This is a genomic window from Microbacterium sp. K24 (genome assembly GCF_004794465.1).
Taxonomy (GTDB): domain Bacteria; phylum Actinomycetota; class Actinomycetes; order Actinomycetales; family Microbacteriaceae; genus Microbacterium.
The window spans coordinates 12,418-32,120 of record NZ_SSDJ01000076.1 but is presented as its reverse complement, the minus strand read 5'-3'; the positions used below and the strand labels follow the sequence as shown (position 1 = coordinate 32,120).

The 19,703-nt window shown below is 69.3% G+C and carries 16 protein-coding genes and 1 pseudogene; 10 read left to right on the top strand and 7 right to left on the bottom strand.

From position 1 onward, the window contains the following. Together DW306_RS05730 and DW306_RS21225 are read right to left on the bottom strand one after the other, a co-directional pair. Nucleotides 1-1,060: hypothetical protein (locus DW306_RS05730; RefSeq protein WP_136054656.1), on the bottom strand; the 1,060-nt coding region annotated here is incomplete at its 3' end. A 103-nt stretch (nt 1,061-1,163) separates the two neighbouring features. Continuing rightward, entirely contained in the window at nt 1,164-2,150 is a 987-nt protein-coding gene (locus DW306_RS21225) for a hypothetical protein (protein WP_168429243.1), read from the bottom strand. A gap of 520 nt (nt 2,151-2,670) precedes the next feature. On the opposite strand from DW306_RS21225, the gene dnaB reads away from it, so the two are divergent. Both dnaB and DW306_RS05710 read left to right on the top strand, forming a co-directional pair. After that, a complete protein-coding gene (gene dnaB, locus DW306_RS05715) occupies nt 2,671-4,044 on the top strand; it encodes a replicative DNA helicase (protein ID WP_136054653.1) in 1,374 nt (457 codons plus the stop codon). A 41-nt stretch (nt 4,045-4,085) separates the two neighbouring features. Beyond that, nucleotides 4,086-6,470 (top strand): ATP-grasp domain-containing protein, encoded by a 2,385-nt coding sequence (locus DW306_RS05710; protein ID WP_136054652.1) that lies wholly within the window; start codon nt 4,086-4,088, stop codon nt 6,468-6,470. A gap of 10 nt (nt 6,471-6,480) precedes the next feature. Here DW306_RS05710 and DW306_RS05705 read toward each other — a convergent pair whose 3' ends face one another. Beyond that, on the bottom strand, nt 6,481-7,185 hold the full coding sequence (locus tag DW306_RS05705) for a spermidine synthase (RefSeq protein WP_136054651.1): 705 nt from the start codon (nt 7,183-7,185) through the stop codon (nt 6,481-6,483). Nucleotides 7,186-7,228: 43 nt separating this feature from the next. Further along, nucleotides 7,229-7,822 (bottom strand): TetR/AcrR family transcriptional regulator, encoded by a 594-nt coding sequence (locus DW306_RS05700; protein ID WP_136054650.1) that lies wholly within the window; start codon nt 7,820-7,822, stop codon nt 7,229-7,231. A gap of 33 nt (nt 7,823-7,855) precedes the next feature. Between DW306_RS05700 and DW306_RS21560 the strand changes: the two are divergent. Next, nucleotides 7,856-8,281: pseudogene (locus tag DW306_RS21560) on the top strand (EamA family transporter); the annotation flags it as partial. A 519-nt stretch (nt 8,282-8,800) separates the two neighbouring features. Here the strand turns inward: DW306_RS21560 and DW306_RS05690 are convergent. Both DW306_RS05690 and DW306_RS05685 read right to left on the bottom strand, forming a co-directional pair. Continuing rightward, complete coding sequence (locus tag DW306_RS05690; protein WP_136054649.1) at nt 8,801-9,691, bottom strand: PhzF family phenazine biosynthesis protein; 891 nt, start codon at nt 9,689-9,691, stop codon at nt 8,801-8,803. Nucleotide 9,692: 1 nt separating this feature from the next. After that, nucleotides 9,693-10,817, bottom strand: coding sequence for an ROK family transcriptional regulator (locus tag DW306_RS05685; protein ID WP_136054648.1), 1,125 nt, complete (start codon nt 10,815-10,817; stop codon nt 9,693-9,695). Nucleotides 10,818-11,068: 251 nt separating this feature from the next. Here DW306_RS05685 and DW306_RS05680 point away from each other — a divergent pair, with 251 nt between their 5' ends. The 7 genes from DW306_RS05680 (at nt 11,069) to DW306_RS05650 (ending at nt 18,350) form a co-directional block, all read left to right on the top strand. Further along, nucleotides 11,069-12,199: a substrate-binding domain-containing protein gene (locus DW306_RS05680; RefSeq protein WP_136054647.1), complete on the top strand. Its 1,131-nt coding sequence runs from the start codon at nt 11,069-11,071 to the stop codon at nt 12,197-12,199. 101 nt (nt 12,200-12,300) lie between these two features. Further along, the gene (locus DW306_RS05675) at nt 12,301-13,317 is read left to right on the top strand and encodes an aryldialkylphosphatase (RefSeq protein ID WP_136054646.1); all 1,017 of its coding nucleotides are present in this window, start codon (nt 12,301-12,303) and stop codon (nt 13,315-13,317) included. Next, nucleotides 13,314-14,267 (top strand): ROK family protein, encoded by a 954-nt coding sequence (locus DW306_RS05670; protein WP_136054645.1) that lies wholly within the window; start codon nt 13,314-13,316, stop codon nt 14,265-14,267. The genes DW306_RS05675 and DW306_RS05670 overlap by 4 nt, the downstream gene beginning before the upstream one ends. Continuing rightward, nucleotides 14,264-15,268, top strand: coding sequence for an ABC transporter permease (locus DW306_RS05665; protein WP_205814104.1), 1,005 nt, complete (start codon nt 14,264-14,266; stop codon nt 15,266-15,268). The genes DW306_RS05670 and DW306_RS05665 overlap by 4 nt, the downstream gene beginning before the upstream one ends. 10 nt (nt 15,269-15,278) lie before the next feature. Further along, nucleotides 15,279-16,511 (top strand): alanine racemase, encoded by a 1,233-nt coding sequence (locus DW306_RS05660; protein WP_136054644.1) that lies wholly within the window; start codon nt 15,279-15,281, stop codon nt 16,509-16,511. Nucleotides 16,512-16,533: 22 nt separating this feature from the next. Further along, nucleotides 16,534-17,310: an ATP-binding cassette domain-containing protein gene (locus tag DW306_RS05655; RefSeq protein WP_136054643.1), complete on the top strand. Its 777-nt coding sequence runs from the start codon at nt 16,534-16,536 to the stop codon at nt 17,308-17,310. Then, a complete protein-coding gene (locus DW306_RS05650; protein ID WP_136054642.1) occupies nt 17,307-18,350 on the top strand; it encodes an SIS domain-containing protein in 1,044 nt (347 codons plus the stop codon). The genes DW306_RS05655 and DW306_RS05650 overlap by 4 nt, the downstream gene beginning before the upstream one ends. A gap of 3 nt (nt 18,351-18,353) precedes the next feature. Here the strand turns inward: DW306_RS05650 and DW306_RS05645 are convergent, their stop codons facing one another. Beyond that, nucleotides 18,354-19,673 carry a right-handed parallel beta-helix repeat-containing protein gene (locus DW306_RS05645; RefSeq protein ID WP_136054641.1) on the bottom strand — a complete coding sequence of 440 codons (1,320 nt, stop codon included), beginning with the start codon at nt 19,671-19,673 and terminating at the stop codon, nt 18,354-18,356. Nucleotides 19,674-19,703 lie beyond the last annotated feature (30 nt).

Genomic DNA, 19,703 nt, shown 5'->3' with positions numbered 1-19,703 from the left:
TGGCCGCTCCGCCGGTGACGGTGGCGTTGTCGAGCAGGGAGATCGCGTTCCCTGTCACGGCCACAGGGGCCGTCACGGGTGCGGTGATCTGGCTGCCGCCGAGGACGCTGTCGTCTCCGCCGGTGGTGTTGCTACCGGTGGTGCCGGTGCCCGGGGCCGCCGGGGTGGCCGGAGCCGTGCCGCCGGTGACGGTGGCGTCATCCAGCAGGGAGATCGCGTTGCCGGTGACGGCCACGGGGGCTGTCACCGGTGCGACGACCTGGGTACCGCTGGCGATGCCGTCGTCTCCGCCGGTGGTGCTGCCTCCCGCAGAGCCGGAGGCCGGAGCGGCCGGGGCCGCACCGCCATTGCCGCCGGTGACGGTGGCGTCATCGAGCAGCGAGATCGCGTTACCTGTCACGGCCACGGGGGCTGTGACCGGTGCGACGACCTGGGTGCCGCCGAGGATGCTGTCATCCCCGCCGGTGGTGCTTCCACCGGTGGTGCCGGTGGCCGGGGCGGCCGGAGCCGCACCGCCGGAGGGCGACGCCACGTCACTGTCTCCGAGCAGCGAGACAGCGTTGCCGCTGACCGTGATCGGCGCGTTGACCGCGAGCAGCGCCTGGGTGCCGGAGAGCAGTCCGTCGATGCCGTTCGTGGTCACGGACGGCACCCCGGCCCCGGTGTCGGCCTGGGGAGCCGAGCTCTGGGGATTCGGGGCCGGGGTGCTGGTCTGGGTGTCGTCCACGAGGCTCACCGCGTTGTTCGTCACGGTGACGGGGACGTTCACGGTCACCACGGCCTGGGAGCCGGATGCCGTGCCGTCGGATCCGCTCGTGACCGCGGCGGGTGCCGGGGCGGGAGCGGGTGCCGGTGCCGGTGCGGCGACGGCGTCGCCGAGCAGCGAGATCGCGTTGTTCACGACCGTGACCGGTGCGGTGACCGAAGCCACAGCCTGTGTGCCGGAGAGAAGACCTTCGTCTCCGGATGTGTCGGCCGCGTTCGCAGCCGTCGCGCCGAACAGGGTGACCCCGCCGGCGATGAGCGTGCCCCACAGGGCCCGCTTGAGATATGTACGCATGATGATTCTCCTGACTGGACTGGGGGAGTCTGGATGGGTGCACGCGAAGTGCGCGCGCAGCACTGCATCTGCCGTCCCTGGGGATGGGCGGCGCGACTTTCAGTCAGTCAGGAGAGACGTCGGTGTCGGCGACCCGCGACGCCGGGAGGGCGTCGTCGGATGCGCCGGAGGCCCGCACCCATGCGCAGACCGGGGGTGCCACGTCATCGCCGAGGCGAGCGTGGGCGCTGCTGGAGCTTCCGCCGGAGCCGGCGGAGGAAGTCGGAGCGGCAGGGCCTCCCGCTGGGGGCCCTTGACCTGATTCCGGAGCCCCGCGCTCGCCGATCACGACCGTAGATGTGACAGCGGGGGCTACGGGCTGGGTGGAGAGCGCGGGGAAGCCGCCGGAATCGGAGACGCCGGGTACGCCGGTCGCCGCGAGCTGTTGGGCCGAGAGTGCGCTCTCCGGTGCGCCGGGTTCGAACGGTCCGCCGGAGCCGGGGAGCGCAGGATCGAGAGCCTCGAGGATCGGCGGCACCGTCTCCTCCGCCGCCCCGCCGATCACGCCGACGGCGTCATCAACGACCCCGACCACCTCGTCCACGAGATCGCGGGCGCCGAGCTCATCGACGAGCCCTCCGACGATCGGGAGGCCGGTCACGACATCCAGGATCGGGTCGGTGATGTGCGCGACGGGAGCGTCCGTGAGGATATCGGTGACCGGAGCGACCACGCCCTGCGCCGTCTGCGTCACAGCCTGGACGACGGGGGTCGCGGCGGGGCCGACGACGGGGACGGATGCGACGGTCTGGGTCACGGTGGACACGACGACCGGAGCGGTCTGCTGCACCGGGGCGACGACCGCCTGCACGACGGGCGCGGCCACCTGGGTGACGACGGGGGCGACCACCTGCGTGACGACGGGTGCGGTGACGGCCGACACCGTCTCGCCGACGACCGAGGTGAGGCCGTCCAGCGGACCATCCGGCTGCTCATCGGCGTGAGCCGAGCCGCCGCCGGAGAAGATCGTGAGGGTCGCCCATGCGAGCGCGACGAGGCCGCCCCATTTGACGGCGGCGGGGATGCCGCGTCGGGTGGCCCGAGCGTTCACGTCAACCTCCCCCTCTGAAGGCAACGCATGCATCGACACGATCAGTATCGATTGGGGGCGACGATACTCGCGCTTCCGGGGGTTGTCCAGGCCTATTTCGCGCAGCCGGGACGGAACATCGCGCGATGACTCGCCCGGCGAAATCTCGGCTTGACTTTCCCCAAGTTCTACACATGTCCCCACGTGACGAGAAAACCTTCAATCAACCATTGAAGCCGGTTCTCATCCACAGCCTGGGGAATCGGTAAATCCCTGGTCAGAGCGATTAAGAAAACTGATATGCGATGCCGTCCACGGGGTTATCCACACACGTTCTACACAGACACTCCGGCTTTGTCCGCACGCTCTCCACAGGGTTATCCACAGGCTGTGTTGCACCCGGTTCACGCCGCTCGTACCGTGGTCGAGCGACCGAATGTCGGGGGCTCCTGATTCGCTGTGCATGGCGGCCGGAACGGCCCGACAACACGGCGCCGCCCCCGGGCGGCGCATTCGGAACAGTCGCATCGAAGGGAAAAGCGTGTCGATCGCGGACATCTCAGAGGAGCGCCTGGGAGGGCATCGCCCGCCCGAGCGCACGCCTCCGCACGACCTCCTCGCCGAGCAGAGCGCCCTGGGGGGCATGCTCCTGTCGAAGGATGCCGTCGCCGATGTGATCGAGACGCTCAAGGGCGCCGATTTCTACATCCCGAAGCACGAGCTCATCTTCGAGGCGATCCTCTCGCTGTACTCGCATGGCGAGCCGACCGACGTCGTCGCCGTCACCGACGAGCTGATCAAGACCGGCGAGCTCAACAAGGCCGGCGGCGCCGACTATCTGCACACGCTCACGTCGATCGTGCCGACCGCCGCGAACGCGGGCTACTACGCGAGCATCGTCGCCGAACGCTCCATCCTCCGTCGCCTCGTCGACGCGGGCACGCGCATCGTGCAGCTCGGTTACGCCGGTGAGGGCGACGCGACCGACATCGTCAACAGCGCCCAGGCCGAGATCTACTCCGTCACCGGAACCGAGACCGCCGAAGACTACGTGCCGCTGATGGTCGCGGTCGACGCCGCCGTCGAAGAGATCGAGGCCGCGAACGGGCGCGACGGCTCGATGACCGGCATCCCGACCGGGTTCAAAGAACTCGACGAACTCACGAACGGACTCCACGGCGGTCAGATGATCGTCGTCGCCGCGCGACCCGCGATGGGTAAGTCGACGCTCGCGCTCGACTTCGCTCGCGCGGCATCCATCGGCCACAACTTCCCCTCGATCTTCTTCTCGCTCGAGATGGGCAAGAGCGAGATCGCGATGCGTCTGCTCAGCGCCGAGGGCGGCATCCCGCTGCAGAACATGCGAAAGGGAACGCTCGATCCGCGCGACTGGACGACGGTCGCGGCGACCCGCGGCCGCATCAACGACGCCCCGCTCTACATCGACGACAGCCCCAACATGACGCTCGTCGAGATCCGTGCCAAGTGCCGTCGGCTCAAGCAGCGGGAGGGCCTGCGCATGGTCATCATCGACTACCTGCAGCTGATGACGTCGGGTAAGCGCGTCGAGTCGCGTCAGCAGGAGGTCTCGGAGTTCTCCCGAAGCCTCAAGCTCATCGCGAAGGAACTGCAGGTCCCCGTGATCGCCCTGTCGCAACTGAACCGTGGTCCCGAGCAGCGGCAAGACAAGAAGCCCGCGATCAGCGACCTGCGCGAGTCGGGATCGATCGAGCAGGACGCCGACATGGTCATCCTCCTGCACCGCGAATCGGTGTACGACAAGGACGTGCGTCCGGGCGAGGCCGACCTGATCGTCGCCAAGCACCGTAACGGTCCGACCGCGACGATCACGGTCGCGTTCCAGGGCCACTACTCGCGCTTCATGGACATGGCCCCGGGCGGCGACTTCAACTGATCGTCGGGAGGGCGGATGTGCGGGACGGCGTTCGCGCAGGCGTGACCCCGTCGCGCACGGTGGTGCTCACCGGGGCGCGGGCACCCGTCGCACTCGATCTCGCTCGACGGTTCGCCGAGGCTGACTGGGGCGTGATCATCGCCGACAGTGAGCCCAACCTGACGGCGGGATCGCGAGCCGTGCAGCGCGCCTACCGGGTGCCGTCCGCGCGCTTCCGCCCGGTGGAGTTCGCGCGGGCGATCGCCGGGATCGCGCGCCGCCACCAGTCCGACCTCATCGTTCCCACCTGCGAGGAGACGTTCTGGCTCAGCGCCGTGCTCGGGGCCGAGCACGCCGGCGGTCTGGAACGGGACCTCGCTCCACTGCGGGATCAGCTGTTCGCCCCGGCATCCGATGTGCTCGCGCGCCTGCATCACAAGGGACGGTTCGCCGCACTCCTCAACGAACGGGGACTGCCGCACCCGCGCACGGAGGTGATCTCGTCTGCCATCGAGTGGCGCAAGCGGCGTGCGGCGTCTGCCGGGCACTGGTCGGGGGCGAGGGTCGTGAAGCCGGCGTTCTCGCGGTTCGGCACCCGCACGGTCGTGCTGGCCGACGGAGAACCGCTTCCTGACGTCGCCCGCATCACTGCCGATCAGCCGTGGCTCATCCAGGAACGGGTGACGGGGCGAGAGCTGTGCACCTACGCGGTGGCGGTCGAAGGAAGGCTCACCGCGTTCGTCCTCTACGAGCCGGTGTCGCGGGCGGGGAGCGGAGCGGCCGTGGTGTTCGAACGCGTCGCGGGGAGCAACCCGGTCCACGGCGCCGCGCGTTCTCTGGCCGAGACGCTCGCCGCCGGCCTCGACCTCACCGGTCAGTTCGGCCTCGATCTCATGGAGACCGACGCCGGGCTCACCATCCTCGAATGCAATCCTCGCGCGACCAGCGGCATCCATCTGTTCGGGAGTGCCGACCGACTCGCGGAGGCGTTCCGTCCTGCGGTCGCCGCCGAACCAGACCGCCCCGCCGCCCCGCACGTCACGGCGTCGCGCGATGTGGCGCGGCTCGGAGTGCCGCACCTTCTGTACGGGCCGAGAGGCGTGCGGTCGGTGGGCGACGCGGCGGACTTCGTGCGTCGGGTGACGGCACCCGATGTTCTTCGAGAGCCGGGCGATCGAGTGGCGCCGACCACTCTCGCGCGATCACTCCTCGTGCAGCTGCGCACCGCCCGCACGGCGGGTGTGTCGGTCCTCGGCGCCTCCACTCACGACATCGAGTGGAACGGGGAGCCCGTCCGGATGCCGGCTGATGCGTGCCCGCCGCCCTGGGCGGACGCGTTCGTGGATGCCGTCGCCCGCGCCGGCGGAACCCGCGAGGTCGCGACGAACGTGGATGCAGAACTCTCGGTCGTCGAGATCGGCGGTGAGCGGCTGCCGATGACCGTTCCCTCGCCGAGGCGCCCCCGCGCTCGTCGCACCGCCGCCGATCCGCAGAGCTACGTCGTGTCACCCGTCACCCACTACCTGCACTACGCCCGCGAAGAGGTGGCGGAGCTGCGTTCTCGCTCGGCCCGTCTCGCGGCTCGCGGTCTGCTGCGCGCCCTCGGCGCGGCGCTCGCCCTGTCGCACGTCGACGACGTCGCCTTCGTGGGCAACGCCCTCGTCTCCACCAACCTCCACCCGCAGGTCGCCGAGGCCGAGCTCGCCGATCTCACCACGGCGCTGCGGTCGGAGCATCCGCGTCTGGCGATCGGCTGGCGGAGCGTGCACGGACGCGGGAGCCTGCTGCCCGAGATGCTGCGCCGTTGCGGCTATCGCCTCATTCCCGCGCGCAGCGTGCTGTTCACCGATACGCGGGGTACGGCATGGGCGCGCGTTCGCGACACCGTGCGCGATCGGGCCGTGTATGAGAAGTCGGCCTATCGCGCACGAGCTGCCGTCATCGATCCGGCCACCGGGATGTCGTCCCTGCCCGTGCGGGAGCGGATCGCCCGGCTCTACACGCAGCTGTACGTCGACAAGTACTCCCGCCTCAACCCTCGCTACACCGCCGCGTTCATCGGCGTCGCGCAACAGAGCGGGCTCCTCGAGTTCGTGCTGCTCGAACACGAGATCGACGCGCGCATCGACGGGGTGTTCGGCTTCCGAGTGGCCGACGGGTTCCTCGCCGCTCCGGTTCTCGGATACGACACGGCACTTCCGCAGGAGTGCGGCCTGTACCGGATGCTCAGCTACCTGGTCGCCCGCACGGCGCACGAGAACGGGGTCCAGCTGCACAACTCGAGCGGCGTGGCCGAGTTCAAACGCAACAGAGGAGCCGAGTCGGAGTTCGAGTACACCGCCGTCTACACCAGGCACCTTCCGTGGGGACACCGTGCAGGATGGCGTCTCCTCGAGACGGTGGTGAGGAAGGTGGCGGTTCCCCTGGTCCTTCGCGAAGGTCTCTGAGGCGGCGCCGTCAGCGCCGCGCGCCGACGTACACCGTGTTCGACGAGATCCCTCCGGTGAGGCGGTTGTCGAAGTCGACGACGTGGGCGCGCGTGTCGTCGAACACCGCGGCGAGCACCTTCATGAAGTCGTCGTCGGGCGGGTCGTCCGACCACAGTGCGAAGACGCCGCGATCGGCGAGATGCCGGGCGAGCGCGGTGAGCCCCGCCTCCGTGTAGAGGTCGGCGTGGCTCGGATCGAGCGTGTGGCGCGGGGAGTGATCGACGTCGAGCAGGATCGCATCATGACGGCGGGCGTCGGCATCCGGCTCTCGCCGCACGACGGCGAAGAAGTCGTCATGGGTGAGGGTGGTCCGGGCATCCGTCACGAGTCGCGTCGACACCGGCAGGAGTTCGCGCTCATGCCACCCGATCACGGCGGGAAGCGCGTCGATCACCTCGAGCCGCGCCACGCGCGGGTCGTCGAGCGCGGTCACCGCCGTGTACCCGAGTCCCAGTCCGCCGACGAGAACACTCAGCTCGTCTCGCGCGCAGGCGGCGAGGCCCAGAGTCGCGAGTTCTTCCTCGGCGACCGTGAAGAGACTCGACATGAGGTACTCGTCCCCGAGTTTCACCTCGTAGATCATCTCGCCCGTCGCGGGGTCCGAGCGGCGGCGCAGCATGAGCTCGCCCATCCGCGTCTGCTGCCAGTCGAGCTCTTCGAACCGTGCGATCATGCGGGGCCTCTCGTCGGCAGACGTCCCACCTTACGCGCTCGCTCTAGCGGGCCTGCTCCAGCAGGGTCTTCGCCACCCGCCGTGCGGCGGGGAACGGGTTCGCGAACGTCTCCATCCCGACCGTGACGATCGCGCCTTCGTAGAGCAGCATCAGCGCTTCGGCCATGGTGCGAGGCTGAGGTACGGATGCCTCACGGCACAGCTCGTCGAAGACGTCGAGCAGCCAGACCTTCTGGCGCGACACCTCGGGGAAGACCGGGTGGCCGTCGTGGCCGTCGCCGATCTCGGCCCGGGCGTTGATCGCGCTGCAGCCCTTGGAGCTGTTGTCATCCGACCAGGTCTCCGCGGCGTCGAAGATCGCGAGGATCCGATCGACCCCCGGGGCGGGAACGCGGGTGAGGTGTTCCGCGACGTGGTCGCGCCACCGCGCATCCCGGTGCTGCAGGTACGCGACGACGAGCGTCTCCTTCGAGCCGAACCGGTCGTACAGCGTCTTCTTCGTGACCCCGGCCGCATCGGCGATGGTGTCGACGCCGACCGCGTGGATGCCCTTCTCGTAGAAGAGTGTCGACGCCGCATCGAGCACCCGACGAGCGCCGGGGGTGAGCGGAGCGAGTTGCGGGACGGACTGCGTCATGCCCCGAGTATACCAACCTGTATAGTCAGAGAGATGAGTAAACAGATCGGTATACTTTCGGGCGTGGTCACGGTCGGCGCCGCCGCAGCCTTCGTCGTGACCTGGAGCTCGGGCTTCCTCATCGCCGCGATCGCGACCGTCGACGCCTCGCCCGTGACGCTGCTCGTCTGGCGGTTCGTGCCGCTGGCGGTCATCCTCCTGATCATCGTCGTCCTCACGGGTGCGGCCCGGAGGATCGGGGCATCCGACGTCCGGCGGCAGTCGCTGATCGGCCTGTTCTCGCAGTTCGGCTACTGCACGGCGATCTATGCCGCGCTCGCCGCCGGGATCGCCACGGGGACCGTCGCGCTCATCGACGCCGTGCAGCCGCTCGTGATCGCGATGCTCGTCGGCCCCCTCCTGGGTCTGCGCGTGCGAGGCGCCCAATGGGTCGGACTGGCGGCAGGCGCCGTGGGCGTCGTGTTCGTCGTGCAGTCGCAGCTCGGCGGATCCGATGCGCACCCGCTCGTGTATCTGCTGCTCGTCGTCGCCATGGGCTGCCTGATCGCCGGCACGATCATCCAGCGCCGATCGAACCTGCAGACAGGAGTGCTCGCGACTCTGACGATCCACGCCACGGTGACGGCGGGTGCGCTCGTGCTGCTCGCCGCGGCGACCGGCACGCTCCTGCCGCCCGCGTCGGTCTCGTTCTGGATCGCGACGGCGCTCGCCGCGGCGTTCCCCACGCTGGCCGCCTACGGTCTCTACTGGTGGCTGCTGAACCGCGTCGGCATCACGGCTCTCAACGCGCTGCTCTTCCTGATCGCGCCGTTCACCGCCGCGGCGGGCGCTGTGCTCCTCGGGGAGAGCGTCACGGCCATCACCCTTCTCGGCTTCCTGTTCTGCGGCGTCGGAGTCGCGACCGTGCTCGTCTCCGAGGCGCGCGCGACTCGCCGGCGGCCCGCGGAGAGCGGATGCCGACGCGACGCGACCGCCGGATCAGAGGCGGAGCACGCCCTCGGCGACGACGATGCCCGTGCCGGAGATCGTCACCACCGAGCCGTCGACCTGGAGTCCGATGCGGCTGGCACGCCCGAGCTTCGTGCCCTGCTCGACCGTGATCGGTGAGCCCTCGTGCACGAGGCCGTCGCGCACGAGGAGCGCCGCGAGCGGTCCGGCTGCGGTGCCCGTCGCGGGATCCTCGGCGATGCCCACCGTCGGGTTGAAGAACCGCGCGTAGGCGTCGATCCGCGATCCCGGATCGACGGCGGTCGTGTAGAGGTAGCAGCCCTCGGCGCCGACGTCGGCCAGCAGCGCGCGGAGCCCCGCGGTGTCGGGCTGCGCGGCGTCGACGGCATCCGGATCGCGCGCGGGGACGAGGAGATGCTCGGCACCCGTGGAGACGACCTGCGCCGCCCGATCATCGCCGAGGTCGGTCGCATCGATCCCCAGCGCCGCGGCGAGGGCACCGCGTCGCTCGTCGCCGAGCGCCGCAAGGAAGCGCGGCTCCGACTGCTGCATGGTCACGACGGATCGGCCATCGGCATCGCGGGTGACGCCGACCGGGAGGAGCTCGTCGCCGATCTGCTGCACGTAGCGTCCGCCCTCCTCGTCCAGTCGACCGGATGCCGCCAGCCACAGCCACGCGCCCATCGCGTTGTGACCCGCCCCGAGCACTTCGAAGCCGCCCGGAGTGAAGGACCGCAGGCGGTGGTCGGCGCTGGGAACGGTCGGCCGCACGAGGAATGTCGTCTCCGACTGGTTGAACTCGCGCGCGATGGCGCGCATCGTCTCGGTCGTCAGGGCGTCGGCATCCGGGACGAGAGCGAGCGGATTGCCCGCGAGGGCCGTGGCGGCGAAGACGTCCACCCAGAAGAAGGGCACGTTCATGTCAGGCAGCTCGCTGGGGCAGGGTCGCGAGCGCATCCGCCTCGACGCCGAGCTCCGGGTACACCCGCTGAAGACCCGACACCGCCGAGCCGACGGCGCCGGACATGTCTCCGAGCTCGGGGAGCACGAGTCGAGGCGAGAAGTTGAGGTTCTGCCGGAGGGCATCCTCGTAGCGGGAGAGGCTCGAGGTGAGAGATTTCGAGAGCCCGCCACCGAGCACGATCATCTCCGGATCGCAGCTCACCGCGAGAGCGGTCAGCACGATCAGCAGCGCCTGATCGAACTGCGCACGCAGCGGCGCGAGCCCCGGGGACGAGTCGGGGGCGAACAGTTGATCGGGGCTGTCGAGGTGCATCCCCATCTCGGCGGCGCGCCTCACGATTCCCGGGCCGGTCAGCATGTGCTCGACGCGGGTGCCCAGGGGGCCGACCGGAAGGTGGCCGAACTCGCCGATGAGGCCGCGCCGCCCATGGAGGATGACGCCGTCCACCGCCAGCGCCGCTCCGAGTCCGGCTCCGAGGTTGAGCATCGCCGCGGCGGCGTGGGTCTGGGCGACGCCGAACCTCTGTTCACCGAGCAGTGCATAGTTCACGTCGTTGTCGATCTCGAGGGGGATGCCGAAGGCGGATTCCAGCGCATCGAGGAAGCGCTTGTCCTCGACCTGCACGAGATTGGAGGCGTTCGAGACCGCGCCCTGCTCCTGATTGACCGCGCCGGGGAGTCCGACGCACGCGTACCGCACGAGCGGCCAACGTTCACCGGCCGCGCTCTCGACCTCGGCAGCGACCCATTCGGCGAGACTCGGGGCCGACAGCTCCGACGGGGTCGGCACCTCTTCCGAGAGCACGATGGTGCCGACGAGATCGACGATCACGTAGCGCGTGTTGGCCGCGCCGACATCGACGCCGACGACGAAGGTCGTGTCGGCCACGAGGTCGAGCAGCACCGGTCGTCGGCCAGGGCTCTCCGACACGACCGCAGCCACCTCTCGGACGAGTCCTTCTTCGATGAGCTGATCGACGACACGTGACACGGTCGCTGCCGAGATCCCGGTCGACTGCGCGATCTGCGTGCGGCTGATGGGCCGCGAACGCAGCAGCTCCGTGATGACCGCCGAACGGTTCATCTCCCGCGTGTCCTGAACCAATTCCCCCCCCCCGCAATCTTCGCCGATTTACTGGCACCGTGAGACCAAACTACGCCAACTCCGCCGCGGAACCCAAGCGTGAAACGGGCTTCGACCCCCTCGAATATCGGAATGAGGGTTGCGTTGATTGCAACATGAAACTAAAGTGTGGTCTAACCCAGCAGCGGCGCTCGGCTGGATTGCCCGACACCACCCCTCTCCCGCACCCCCTCGCGAAAGGCCTTCCTGCCATGAAGAAACCGTTCACCTCAGCTCGGTCGCCCCAGCGCCTGCTGGTCGCCTCCGCCCTGGTCGCCACGCTCGCGCTCGCCGGTTGCAGCACCGGCACGACGCCGGCGGCCGATGCCCCCCGCACTCCCGCCTCCGAGCCCAGTCTCGAGTTCGCCGGTCCCGGCGGCGAGGCGCCCGGCTCCCTCGAAGATCTCACCCTCACGCCGGAGGAGATCGCTGAGGTCGAGGCGGGCGAGTTCACCGCAGCCTTCGTCTGGCACACCTCGTCCGAATTCGTCACGGCGGTCGAGAAGGGCGCCACCGCCGAGTTCGACGAGCTCGGCATCGACGTGGTGGCCAGTACCCAGGCCGACTTCGACGCGGCGACCCAGGCCAACAACCTGCAGACCGTGCTCGCTCTCGACCCCGACATCATCGTGGCTACGGCCGTCGATCCCACGTCGGCGGCGGCGACCTTCCAGCCCGCGGTCGACGCCGGCATCAAGCTCGTGATCATGACCACGCCGCCCGCGGGTTACACCGCAGGTGAGGAATTCGTGTCGATCGTGACCGAATCCCTGACCCAGGCCGGCAAGATCAACTCCGATCTGCTGGGCGAGGCCCTCGGAGGCGAAGGAGAGATCGGCTACATGTACCACGACGCCGACTTCTGGTTCACGAACCAGCGCGACCAGGCCTTCAAGGACTGGACGGCGTACTCGTACCCCGACATCAGGATCGTGGCTGAGGAGGGGTTCGCCGATGAGGCGGCGACCCAGGAGGTCGCGGCGGCGATGATCGCGCGCAATCCGAACCTCAAGGGCATCTACGTCGCCTGGGCCACAGCGGCCCAGGGCGTCCTGGCCGCCATCCGCGATGCCGGTCGATCCGACATCAAGGTCGTGACGAACGATCTCGACGCGACGCTCGCCGCAGACATGGTCGACGGGGGCAACGTCGTCGGACTCGTCGGAAACGGTTCGATCGGTCTCGGAAAGGGGCTGGCCACCGCTGCCGCTTACGGAGTGCTCGAGAAGGAAGCGCCGGCGCTCGTCGCCGTCACCCCGATGGGTGCGACCGCGGACAACATCGTCGAGGCATGGGAAGACGACTACGGAACCGAGCCGCCCGCGAGCGTGACCGGCAAGTAGTCCTCTCCGCTCCGCGGCGGGATCCCGAGCCGTCTCGGCGACCAGGATCCCGCCGCGTGGGTCGGACACCCTCTCGCACACATCCACAGGAAGGAGGCGACGTGCCGCACGTACAGACGGTCCTCGGACCGGTCGCCCCCCAGTCGCTCGGCCGCATCATGCCGCACGAGCATCTCTTCTCGCTGGTGCCCGGCCCCTGGCTGACCGGCGGCGATCGCGACACGCAGATCGAGCTGGCGGTCGATGCTCTGCAGGGACTCATCCCTGCCGGGTTCCGGACGGTCGTCGACCTCAGCCCGTACGGCGTCGTCGGCCGCGACGCGGACGGCAGCAACGTCGACGCCCTCCGCGAGGTCTCCCGCCGGACGGGGCTGCACATCGTCGCCGGCACGGCGGTCTACCTCGAGTCCTTCTCGCCCCGATGGGCACTGGACGCGTCACTCGACGAACTGACCGCCCGCTTCATCGCCGACGCGAACGTCGGCATCGGCGGCCACGGCATCCGCGCCGGCATCTTCGGGGAACAGGCGACCAGCCTCGGCGAGATCACGCCGCACGAAGAGAAGTGCCTGCGCGCGGCAGCGCGTGCGTCGAACGAGACGGGCCTGGCGATCTCCACCCACACGACCCACGGCACCATGGCTCTCGAGCAGATCGGGCTGCTGCGCAGCGAAGGCGTCGATCTCGGCCGTGTCGTCATCGGACACATGGACACCCACGCCGATCCGTCCTACGTCCGCAGGGTTCTCGACGAAGGGGTCAACATCGCCGTCGACACCGTCGGCAAGCAGGTGTGGGAGTTCTTCCTCGGCCCGGCATCCTCCGACCGGGAGGAGGGCGAATTCGAGAAGCGGGCGTACTTCCGCTCGGATGAGAGACGGGCCGACCTCGTCGCCGAACTCGTCGCCGAGGGGCACGGCGACCGTGTCTCGCTGGCGCTGGATCTCACCGGCGCCGAGGTCTGGATGAACCCCGGCACCCACGGTCAGACCGGCTACAGCTACCTCGCCCGGATCTTCCTGCCGATGCTCCGCGACCGCGGCGTCAGCGCCGATCAGTGCGAGCGACTCGTCACGACGAACCCTGCCCGCATCCTCACGATCGAGACGGCTTCATGAACAATCCCACCCCGCCCGCTCCCGCGACGACGTACGTCGTCGGCATCGACGTCGGCGGCACGAAGATCCGCGCCGGGCTCGCCGACGCGGGCGGCAGGATCGTCGCCGATGTCGTGGCACCCACTCATCCGCATGGCTCGACGAGCCTGGTGGAGCAGCTCGTCGAGGTCATCGGAGAGCTGGTCCGGGCCCACGGCATCCGCCATGACGACGTGGTCGCCACGGGGCTCGGGGGCGCCGGCGTTCCCAACGACACGGCGGGCTTCGATCTCGCCCCCAACCTCGGCGCGACAGAGCACGGGCTCGCGGAAGAGCTGGAAGCCGCGCTCGGACACCCCGTCCTCCTGGAGAACGACGTGAACGTCGCCGCCGTCGGAGAGCTGCACGAGGGAGTGGGCCGCGAGGCCGATGACTTCGTGTTCGTCGCCGTCGGCACGGGAATCGGGATGGGTGTGGTCGTCGGCGGTGCGCTCGTGCGCGGGGCCACCGGCGCGGCCGGTGAGATCGGGTACCTCCCCATCGGCGCCGACCCGTTCGACGTCGCCCACCACCGCCGCGGATCGCTCGAGGAAAGGGTGGCGGGTCACACGCTCGCAGAACGCTACGAGCGGAGCACCGGTCAGACCATCACGACCCGCGACGTGTTCGACCGAGTGGCCCTCGGCGACCGCCACGCCATCGACGCGGTCGATGACGAGGCGCGATACCTCGCTCTCGCGCTGGTCTCGGTCAATGCCGTCCTCGATCCCGACATCTTCGTCCTCGGCGGCGGCATCGGCTCGCGCCCGGAACTCCTCGCGCCCCTCCGGTCATGGCTCGCAAGACTCGGCAGCCCGGCCCTCGACATCCGCTTCAGCGAGCTCGGCCATCGGGCCCCGGTCATCGGTGCCGCACGTCTCGCGCTCGAACACGTCCACAGCCCCACCCTCGTGAAAGGCCTGATCCGATGAGCACCGCCGCCCCTCAGCACGCCCCGAGCAGTCCGACCGAGAAGACGCCGTCCGTCATGGATCGGCTCCGCGGAGTGACCTGGAGCAACTACGTCGTCTACATCGGCTTCGCCCTCGTCTTCCTGTTCTTCGCGGTCACGCAGACGCAGTACTTCCTCAACGGGACGAATCTGCTCAACATCGTGATCCAGGCCGCGCCGATCACGATCATGGCGATCGGCATGGTGTTCGTGCTCAGCACGGGTGAGATCGACCTGTCCATCGGCTCGGTCGTGGCGTTGTCGGCACTCACCGGCGCGGTGACCCTCCAGGCCACCGGCATCTGGTGGGTAGCAGCCATCGCCGGTCTGGCGATCGGCGCTGTGGTCGGCCTGATCAATGGGATCTTCGTCACCTGGGTGCGACTGCCCTCGTTCCTCGTGACCCTGGCGACGATGGGGCTCGTCGCCGGCCTGGCGCGGCAGCTCACCGACCTGCAGTCCGTCCCCGTCACCGACGACACCTTCGCCTACCTCTTCGGCGGCGGCACCCTGCTCGGGCTGCCCATCCTGCTGTGGTGGACGGCCGGAGCGGTGCTCGTCGGCTGGCACCTGCTGCGTCAGCGTCGATACGGCGCCCATGTGCTCGCGGTCGGGAACAGCGCCTCCGCGTCGCGGGTCAGCGGCATCAAGGTCAATCGCGTGCGCATGATGGTCTTCATCGGGAGCGCCACCACCGCAGCTCTCGCCGGACTGCTCTACATGGGGCGGCTGGAGGGCGCGAGGTACACCCTCGGCGAGGCCGACCTGATGACCGTCATCGCTGCCGCCATCGTCGGCGGAACGAGCCTGTTCGGAGGCAAGGGCACGGTCATCGGCGCGCTCGTCGGGAGCCTTCTCATGAGCATGATCAACAACGGACTCATCCTCGCCGGTCTGAACGTCTCGGAGCAGATGATCGTCCGCGGCGCCATCATCCTCGTCGCGGTCTCGTTCAGCCTTCGCGGCAAGAAGAACAGCTAGGAGCACGGCCATGTTCTTGAACCTTCTGCAGCGTCGCAACACTGCGCTTCTCGACGCCGCCGCCGCTCTGCATCGCGCCGGCGAGATCCCGGCGAACACGTTCGTGATCGATCTCGATGCCGTGGGACGCAATGCCGCCGCGTTCGCGGCGGAGGCCGCGCGATGGGGACTGGAACCGTTCGCGATGACGAAGCAGATCGGTCGCAACCCTGACGTCTCCCGTGTGCTGGTCGCCAACGGCATCACGCACGCGGTGGGCGTGGATCTGGAATGCGCTGTCGCCGCGACCACGGGCGGACTGCGAGTCGGACACCTGGGTCACCTGGTGCAGATCCCGCGACATCAGGCGTCGATCGCCGCGGCCCTGCAGCCCCGCTATTGGACCGTCTTCACCGACGAGAAGGCGCGCGAGGCGGGAGCGGCGGCACAGGCGCTCGGACGCGTTCAGGATGTGCTGCTGCGGGTGGTCGCCCCCGGCGACCGCTTCTACGCCGGGCACGAGGGCGGCTTCGCTCTGGCGGACATCGTGGCCGCCGCCGATCGCATCGACAGCATCCCGGGGGTCCGCGTCGCCGGCGTGACCAGCTTCCCCGCCACCCTCTTCGATGCGGAGTCCGGTACGGCGAAGGCGACTCCCAACCGCGCGACCCTCACCCGTGCGAAGGAGATGCTGGAGGCATCCGGCCGCACCCGCGTCGAGGTCAATGCCCCCGGTACGACCTCGGTCTCTGTTCTCGCGTCGCTCGCGGAAGCGGGGGCGACGCAGGTGGAGCCGGGCCATGGGCTCACCGGTACGACGCCCCTGCACGCCGTCGAAGATCTGGTGGAGGAACCGGCCATCGCGTACGTCAGCGAGGTGTCGCATTTCCACGGCGGCTCTGCCTACGTGTTCGGCGGCGGACTCTACGTCGACCCGGTGCTCGGTGACAGCTCGACCCAGGCACTCGTGTACGCGGGCGGCTCGTCCGAGACCGCATCGGCCCTGCGGCTCGACGTGGACATGCCCGCCCCGGAGGCCATCGACTACTACTGCCGGATCCCCCTGGCCGATGCGCCGGACTCGCCGCGCGACCACGTCGAGGTCGGTGACACGGTCATCTTCGGCTTCCGCCCCCAGGTGTTCGTGACCCGCGGCCTCACCGCGGCGATCTCCGGCATCTCCACCGGCGCCCCGCACGTCGAAGGGATCTGGGCCTCCGACGGCTCAGCCCCGCTGATCCCCTTCTCGTCTTCACCGGCCTGAGCCCCAGGAAAAGGACACGCTCATGAACGCTTCCCCCTCCCTCAACGATGTCCCCGTCGACACTCAGACGCCCGCGCTCCGCCTGGTCGGCATCCGCAAGAGCTTCGGCGGCGTCGTCGCCATCAAGCAGTTCGACCTCGAGGTCATGCCCGGAGAGATCGTCGCTCTGGTCGGCGACAACGGCGCCGGAAAGTCCACGCTGATCAAGATCATCTCCGGTCTCTACCAGCCCACCGAGGGCGAGATCTGGCTCAACGGCACCCCGGCGAACTTCCGTGACGCGTCGGATGCCCGCGCCCAGGGTGTGGAGGTCGTCTACCAGGACCTCGCACTCGTGGCCGACCAGCCCGTCTACATGAATCTCTTCCTCGGGCGCGAGCTCACCACGGGACCGCTGCGCATCCTCGATCGCAAGAAGATGGCGCAGCAGACGCAGGAGCTCGTCGAGACGCTCGACGTGCGCATCCCGTCGGCGCGCGCGACGCTGAGCGACCTCTCCGGAGGGCAGCGGCAGGGCATCGCGATCTGCCGAGCCACGCATTGGGCGTCGGGGCTGGTCCTGCTCGACGAGCCGACGGCGGCGCTCGGCGTCGCCGAGACGGCGAAGGTCGAGGAGACCATCGCCAAGCTCCGCGCCCGCGGGGCCGCCGTGCTCATCGTCAGCCACAACATGGAGCAGGTCTTCCGCCTCGCGGACCGGGTCGCCGTGCTCCGTCGGGGCACGCAGGTCGGAGTGAAGCGCATCGCGGACACGACTCACAACGAACTGGTGGCGATGATCACCGGGCTCCAGTCTTGACCTCCGCCGCCGTTCCCGGCGCCCTCATGCGCGCCGAGATCGCGGAGCAGCCGGATCGCTGGGTCGATCTCGCCCTCTCCGAGCGCGGGTCGATCGACGCCGCCGCCGCCATCATCCGCGCCACCGACCCCGAGCTGCTCGTCTTCGCGGCCCGCGGGTCGAGCGATCACGCCGCGCAGTACGGACAGTACCTGGCTCACAACCTGCTCCGGATTCCGGCCATGCTGTCGACGCCGAGCACGTTCACCGCGTTCGGGACGAGACTGCGCTTCCCGCGCTCGGTGATGCTGGCCATCTCTCAGTCGGGCTCGTCACCCGACCTCCTCGCCACGGTGAGGGCGACGAAGGCGGCGGGTGTGCCCGTGATCGCCTTCACGAACGACCCGGAGAGTCCGCTCGCCGCGCTCGGCGACGTCCACATCGCGCTCTCCGCAGGACCGGAGCTCTCCGTCGCGGCCACCAAGACCTACACGGCCGAGCTCCTCGCACTGTACGCGGTGCTCTCACGGGCGGCGGGCGCATCGCGCGACGACACCTTCGAGTCGCTCTTCGGCATCGCCTCGGCGGCCACCGAGGTGATGACGCAGGGGGCACCCGTCGTCGCCACGTGGCGGGAGCAGCTGGCCGACTCCGCCCGGGTGCTCGTGGTCGGTCGCGGCTATTCGATGTCGACGGCGAAAGAGGGCGCGCTCAAGCTGATGGAGACGAACAGCATCGCCGCCTCAGGGTGGAGCGCCGCCGACGCCAAGCACGGTCCGCTCGGCCAGGTGGTCGCCGGAACGCCCGTCCTGTTCCTCACCGCCAGCCCCGGCGGTCGTGAGTCGGTCGAGTCCTTCGTGCACGATGTCGTCGGACTCGGTGGGCGGCCGATCGTGCTGGACTCGTCGTTCCCCGGGATGTCCCGCCCCGGTCTCGACCCCGCTCTCATCCCCCTGCTCGAGATCCTCCCGCTGCAGCAGCTCGCTCTGGAGCTGGCTGTCGGCCGAGGTCTCGATCCCGACCGTCCGGCCGGGCTCCGCAAGGTGACGCAGACCAGCTAGCCGTCAGAAGGTGACGGCCGCGCGGTCGGCGAGCAGCGTCGGGGCGGGGATCTCCACGGCGTCGGCATCGATGCGAGGGACGTCGTCCGCCCCGCGCCACGGCCGGGCGGGCGCGTCCAACGGACCGAGGTCCGGTTGTGCGGGCGGTGCCGCGACATCGGGAAACGGGATGCCCGCGGGCGCCGTCGACGTCGGGATGATGCCCGGCGGCAGCGCGGTCGGAGCCGTGCAGGGCGATGCGGTCGAGAGGTCGGCGGGTGACGTGCTCTGGAGAGAATTCCCCTCCCAGCAGTTTCCGCTCCCGAGTCCGCGAGCGGTCGGCGCGTAGACGGAGTCGATGCCGTTGGAGTCGAACGTGTTCCCGGTGACCCGGTTGTCGATCGGGCCGAGGTCCTCGGCGGACGTGACGATCACACCGGCCGCGGGATTGCTCATGACGAGGTTCGCGCGGACGTCGTTCTCGGTACCCCCGGCGATCCCGATCCCGATCCCGAATCCGCCGTCCGCCTGCTCCGGCGTGTCGGGCTGCGCGTTCGCCGCGACGAGGTTGCCGGCGAACGTGGCGCCCGCCTGTGGCAGGTACGCCTCCTGGTAGTCGGAGTTGATCGTGGCGCCGACGCGATTGCCTGCGAAGCGGTTTCCGACGATGCGGAGGTCGCCGCCCGCGTTCGCGATCTCGAAGCCCACGGCATTGCGCTCCGCGACGTTGCCGGAGACCACGATGTTGCACTCTTGGCACTGGCCGACGTAGATGCCGGAGTCCGCTCCTCCCGAGGCGTACGAGTCGGTGATCGCGCCGTTCGACGCGTTGAAGGCGTAGATGCCGTACAGGCCGTTGTTCGACGCCGTGACGTGGTCGACGAGGAATCCGTCCAGCAGCGGGAAATCGTCCGGATCGACGGCCCGGTAGCCGTCGTGTCCGCCCACGGCCGCGCCGTCGTCGTTGCGCATACCGGTGACCAGCACGCCGTTCTGGGTGGCATTGCGCACGGTCAGATTTTGCACGGTCACGCGAGGTGCTGAGATGACGATCCCGTTCCCGCGCAGTATTTCGCCGTCGATCACGACGCCGTTGCGGTCCGCTCCGCGCAGGGTGACCCCGGGCGTGTCGATCGCCGCGGTCTCCCGATACACGCCCGCGGAGACCAGGACGGTGTCGCCCTCCGCGGCGGCGTCGACGGCCTCCGTGATGGTGGGGAAATCGGCCGGGACGGCGAGGATCGCGGGGTCCTTCTCGGCGGTCTCCGGGGGCGCCGGAGCCGCGCATCCGGACACGAGAACGACCGCCGAGACGAGCAGCAGGGCGACCAGTCGATTGCGCATCGCATCATGATAGGGGCCACCGAGGCCGTG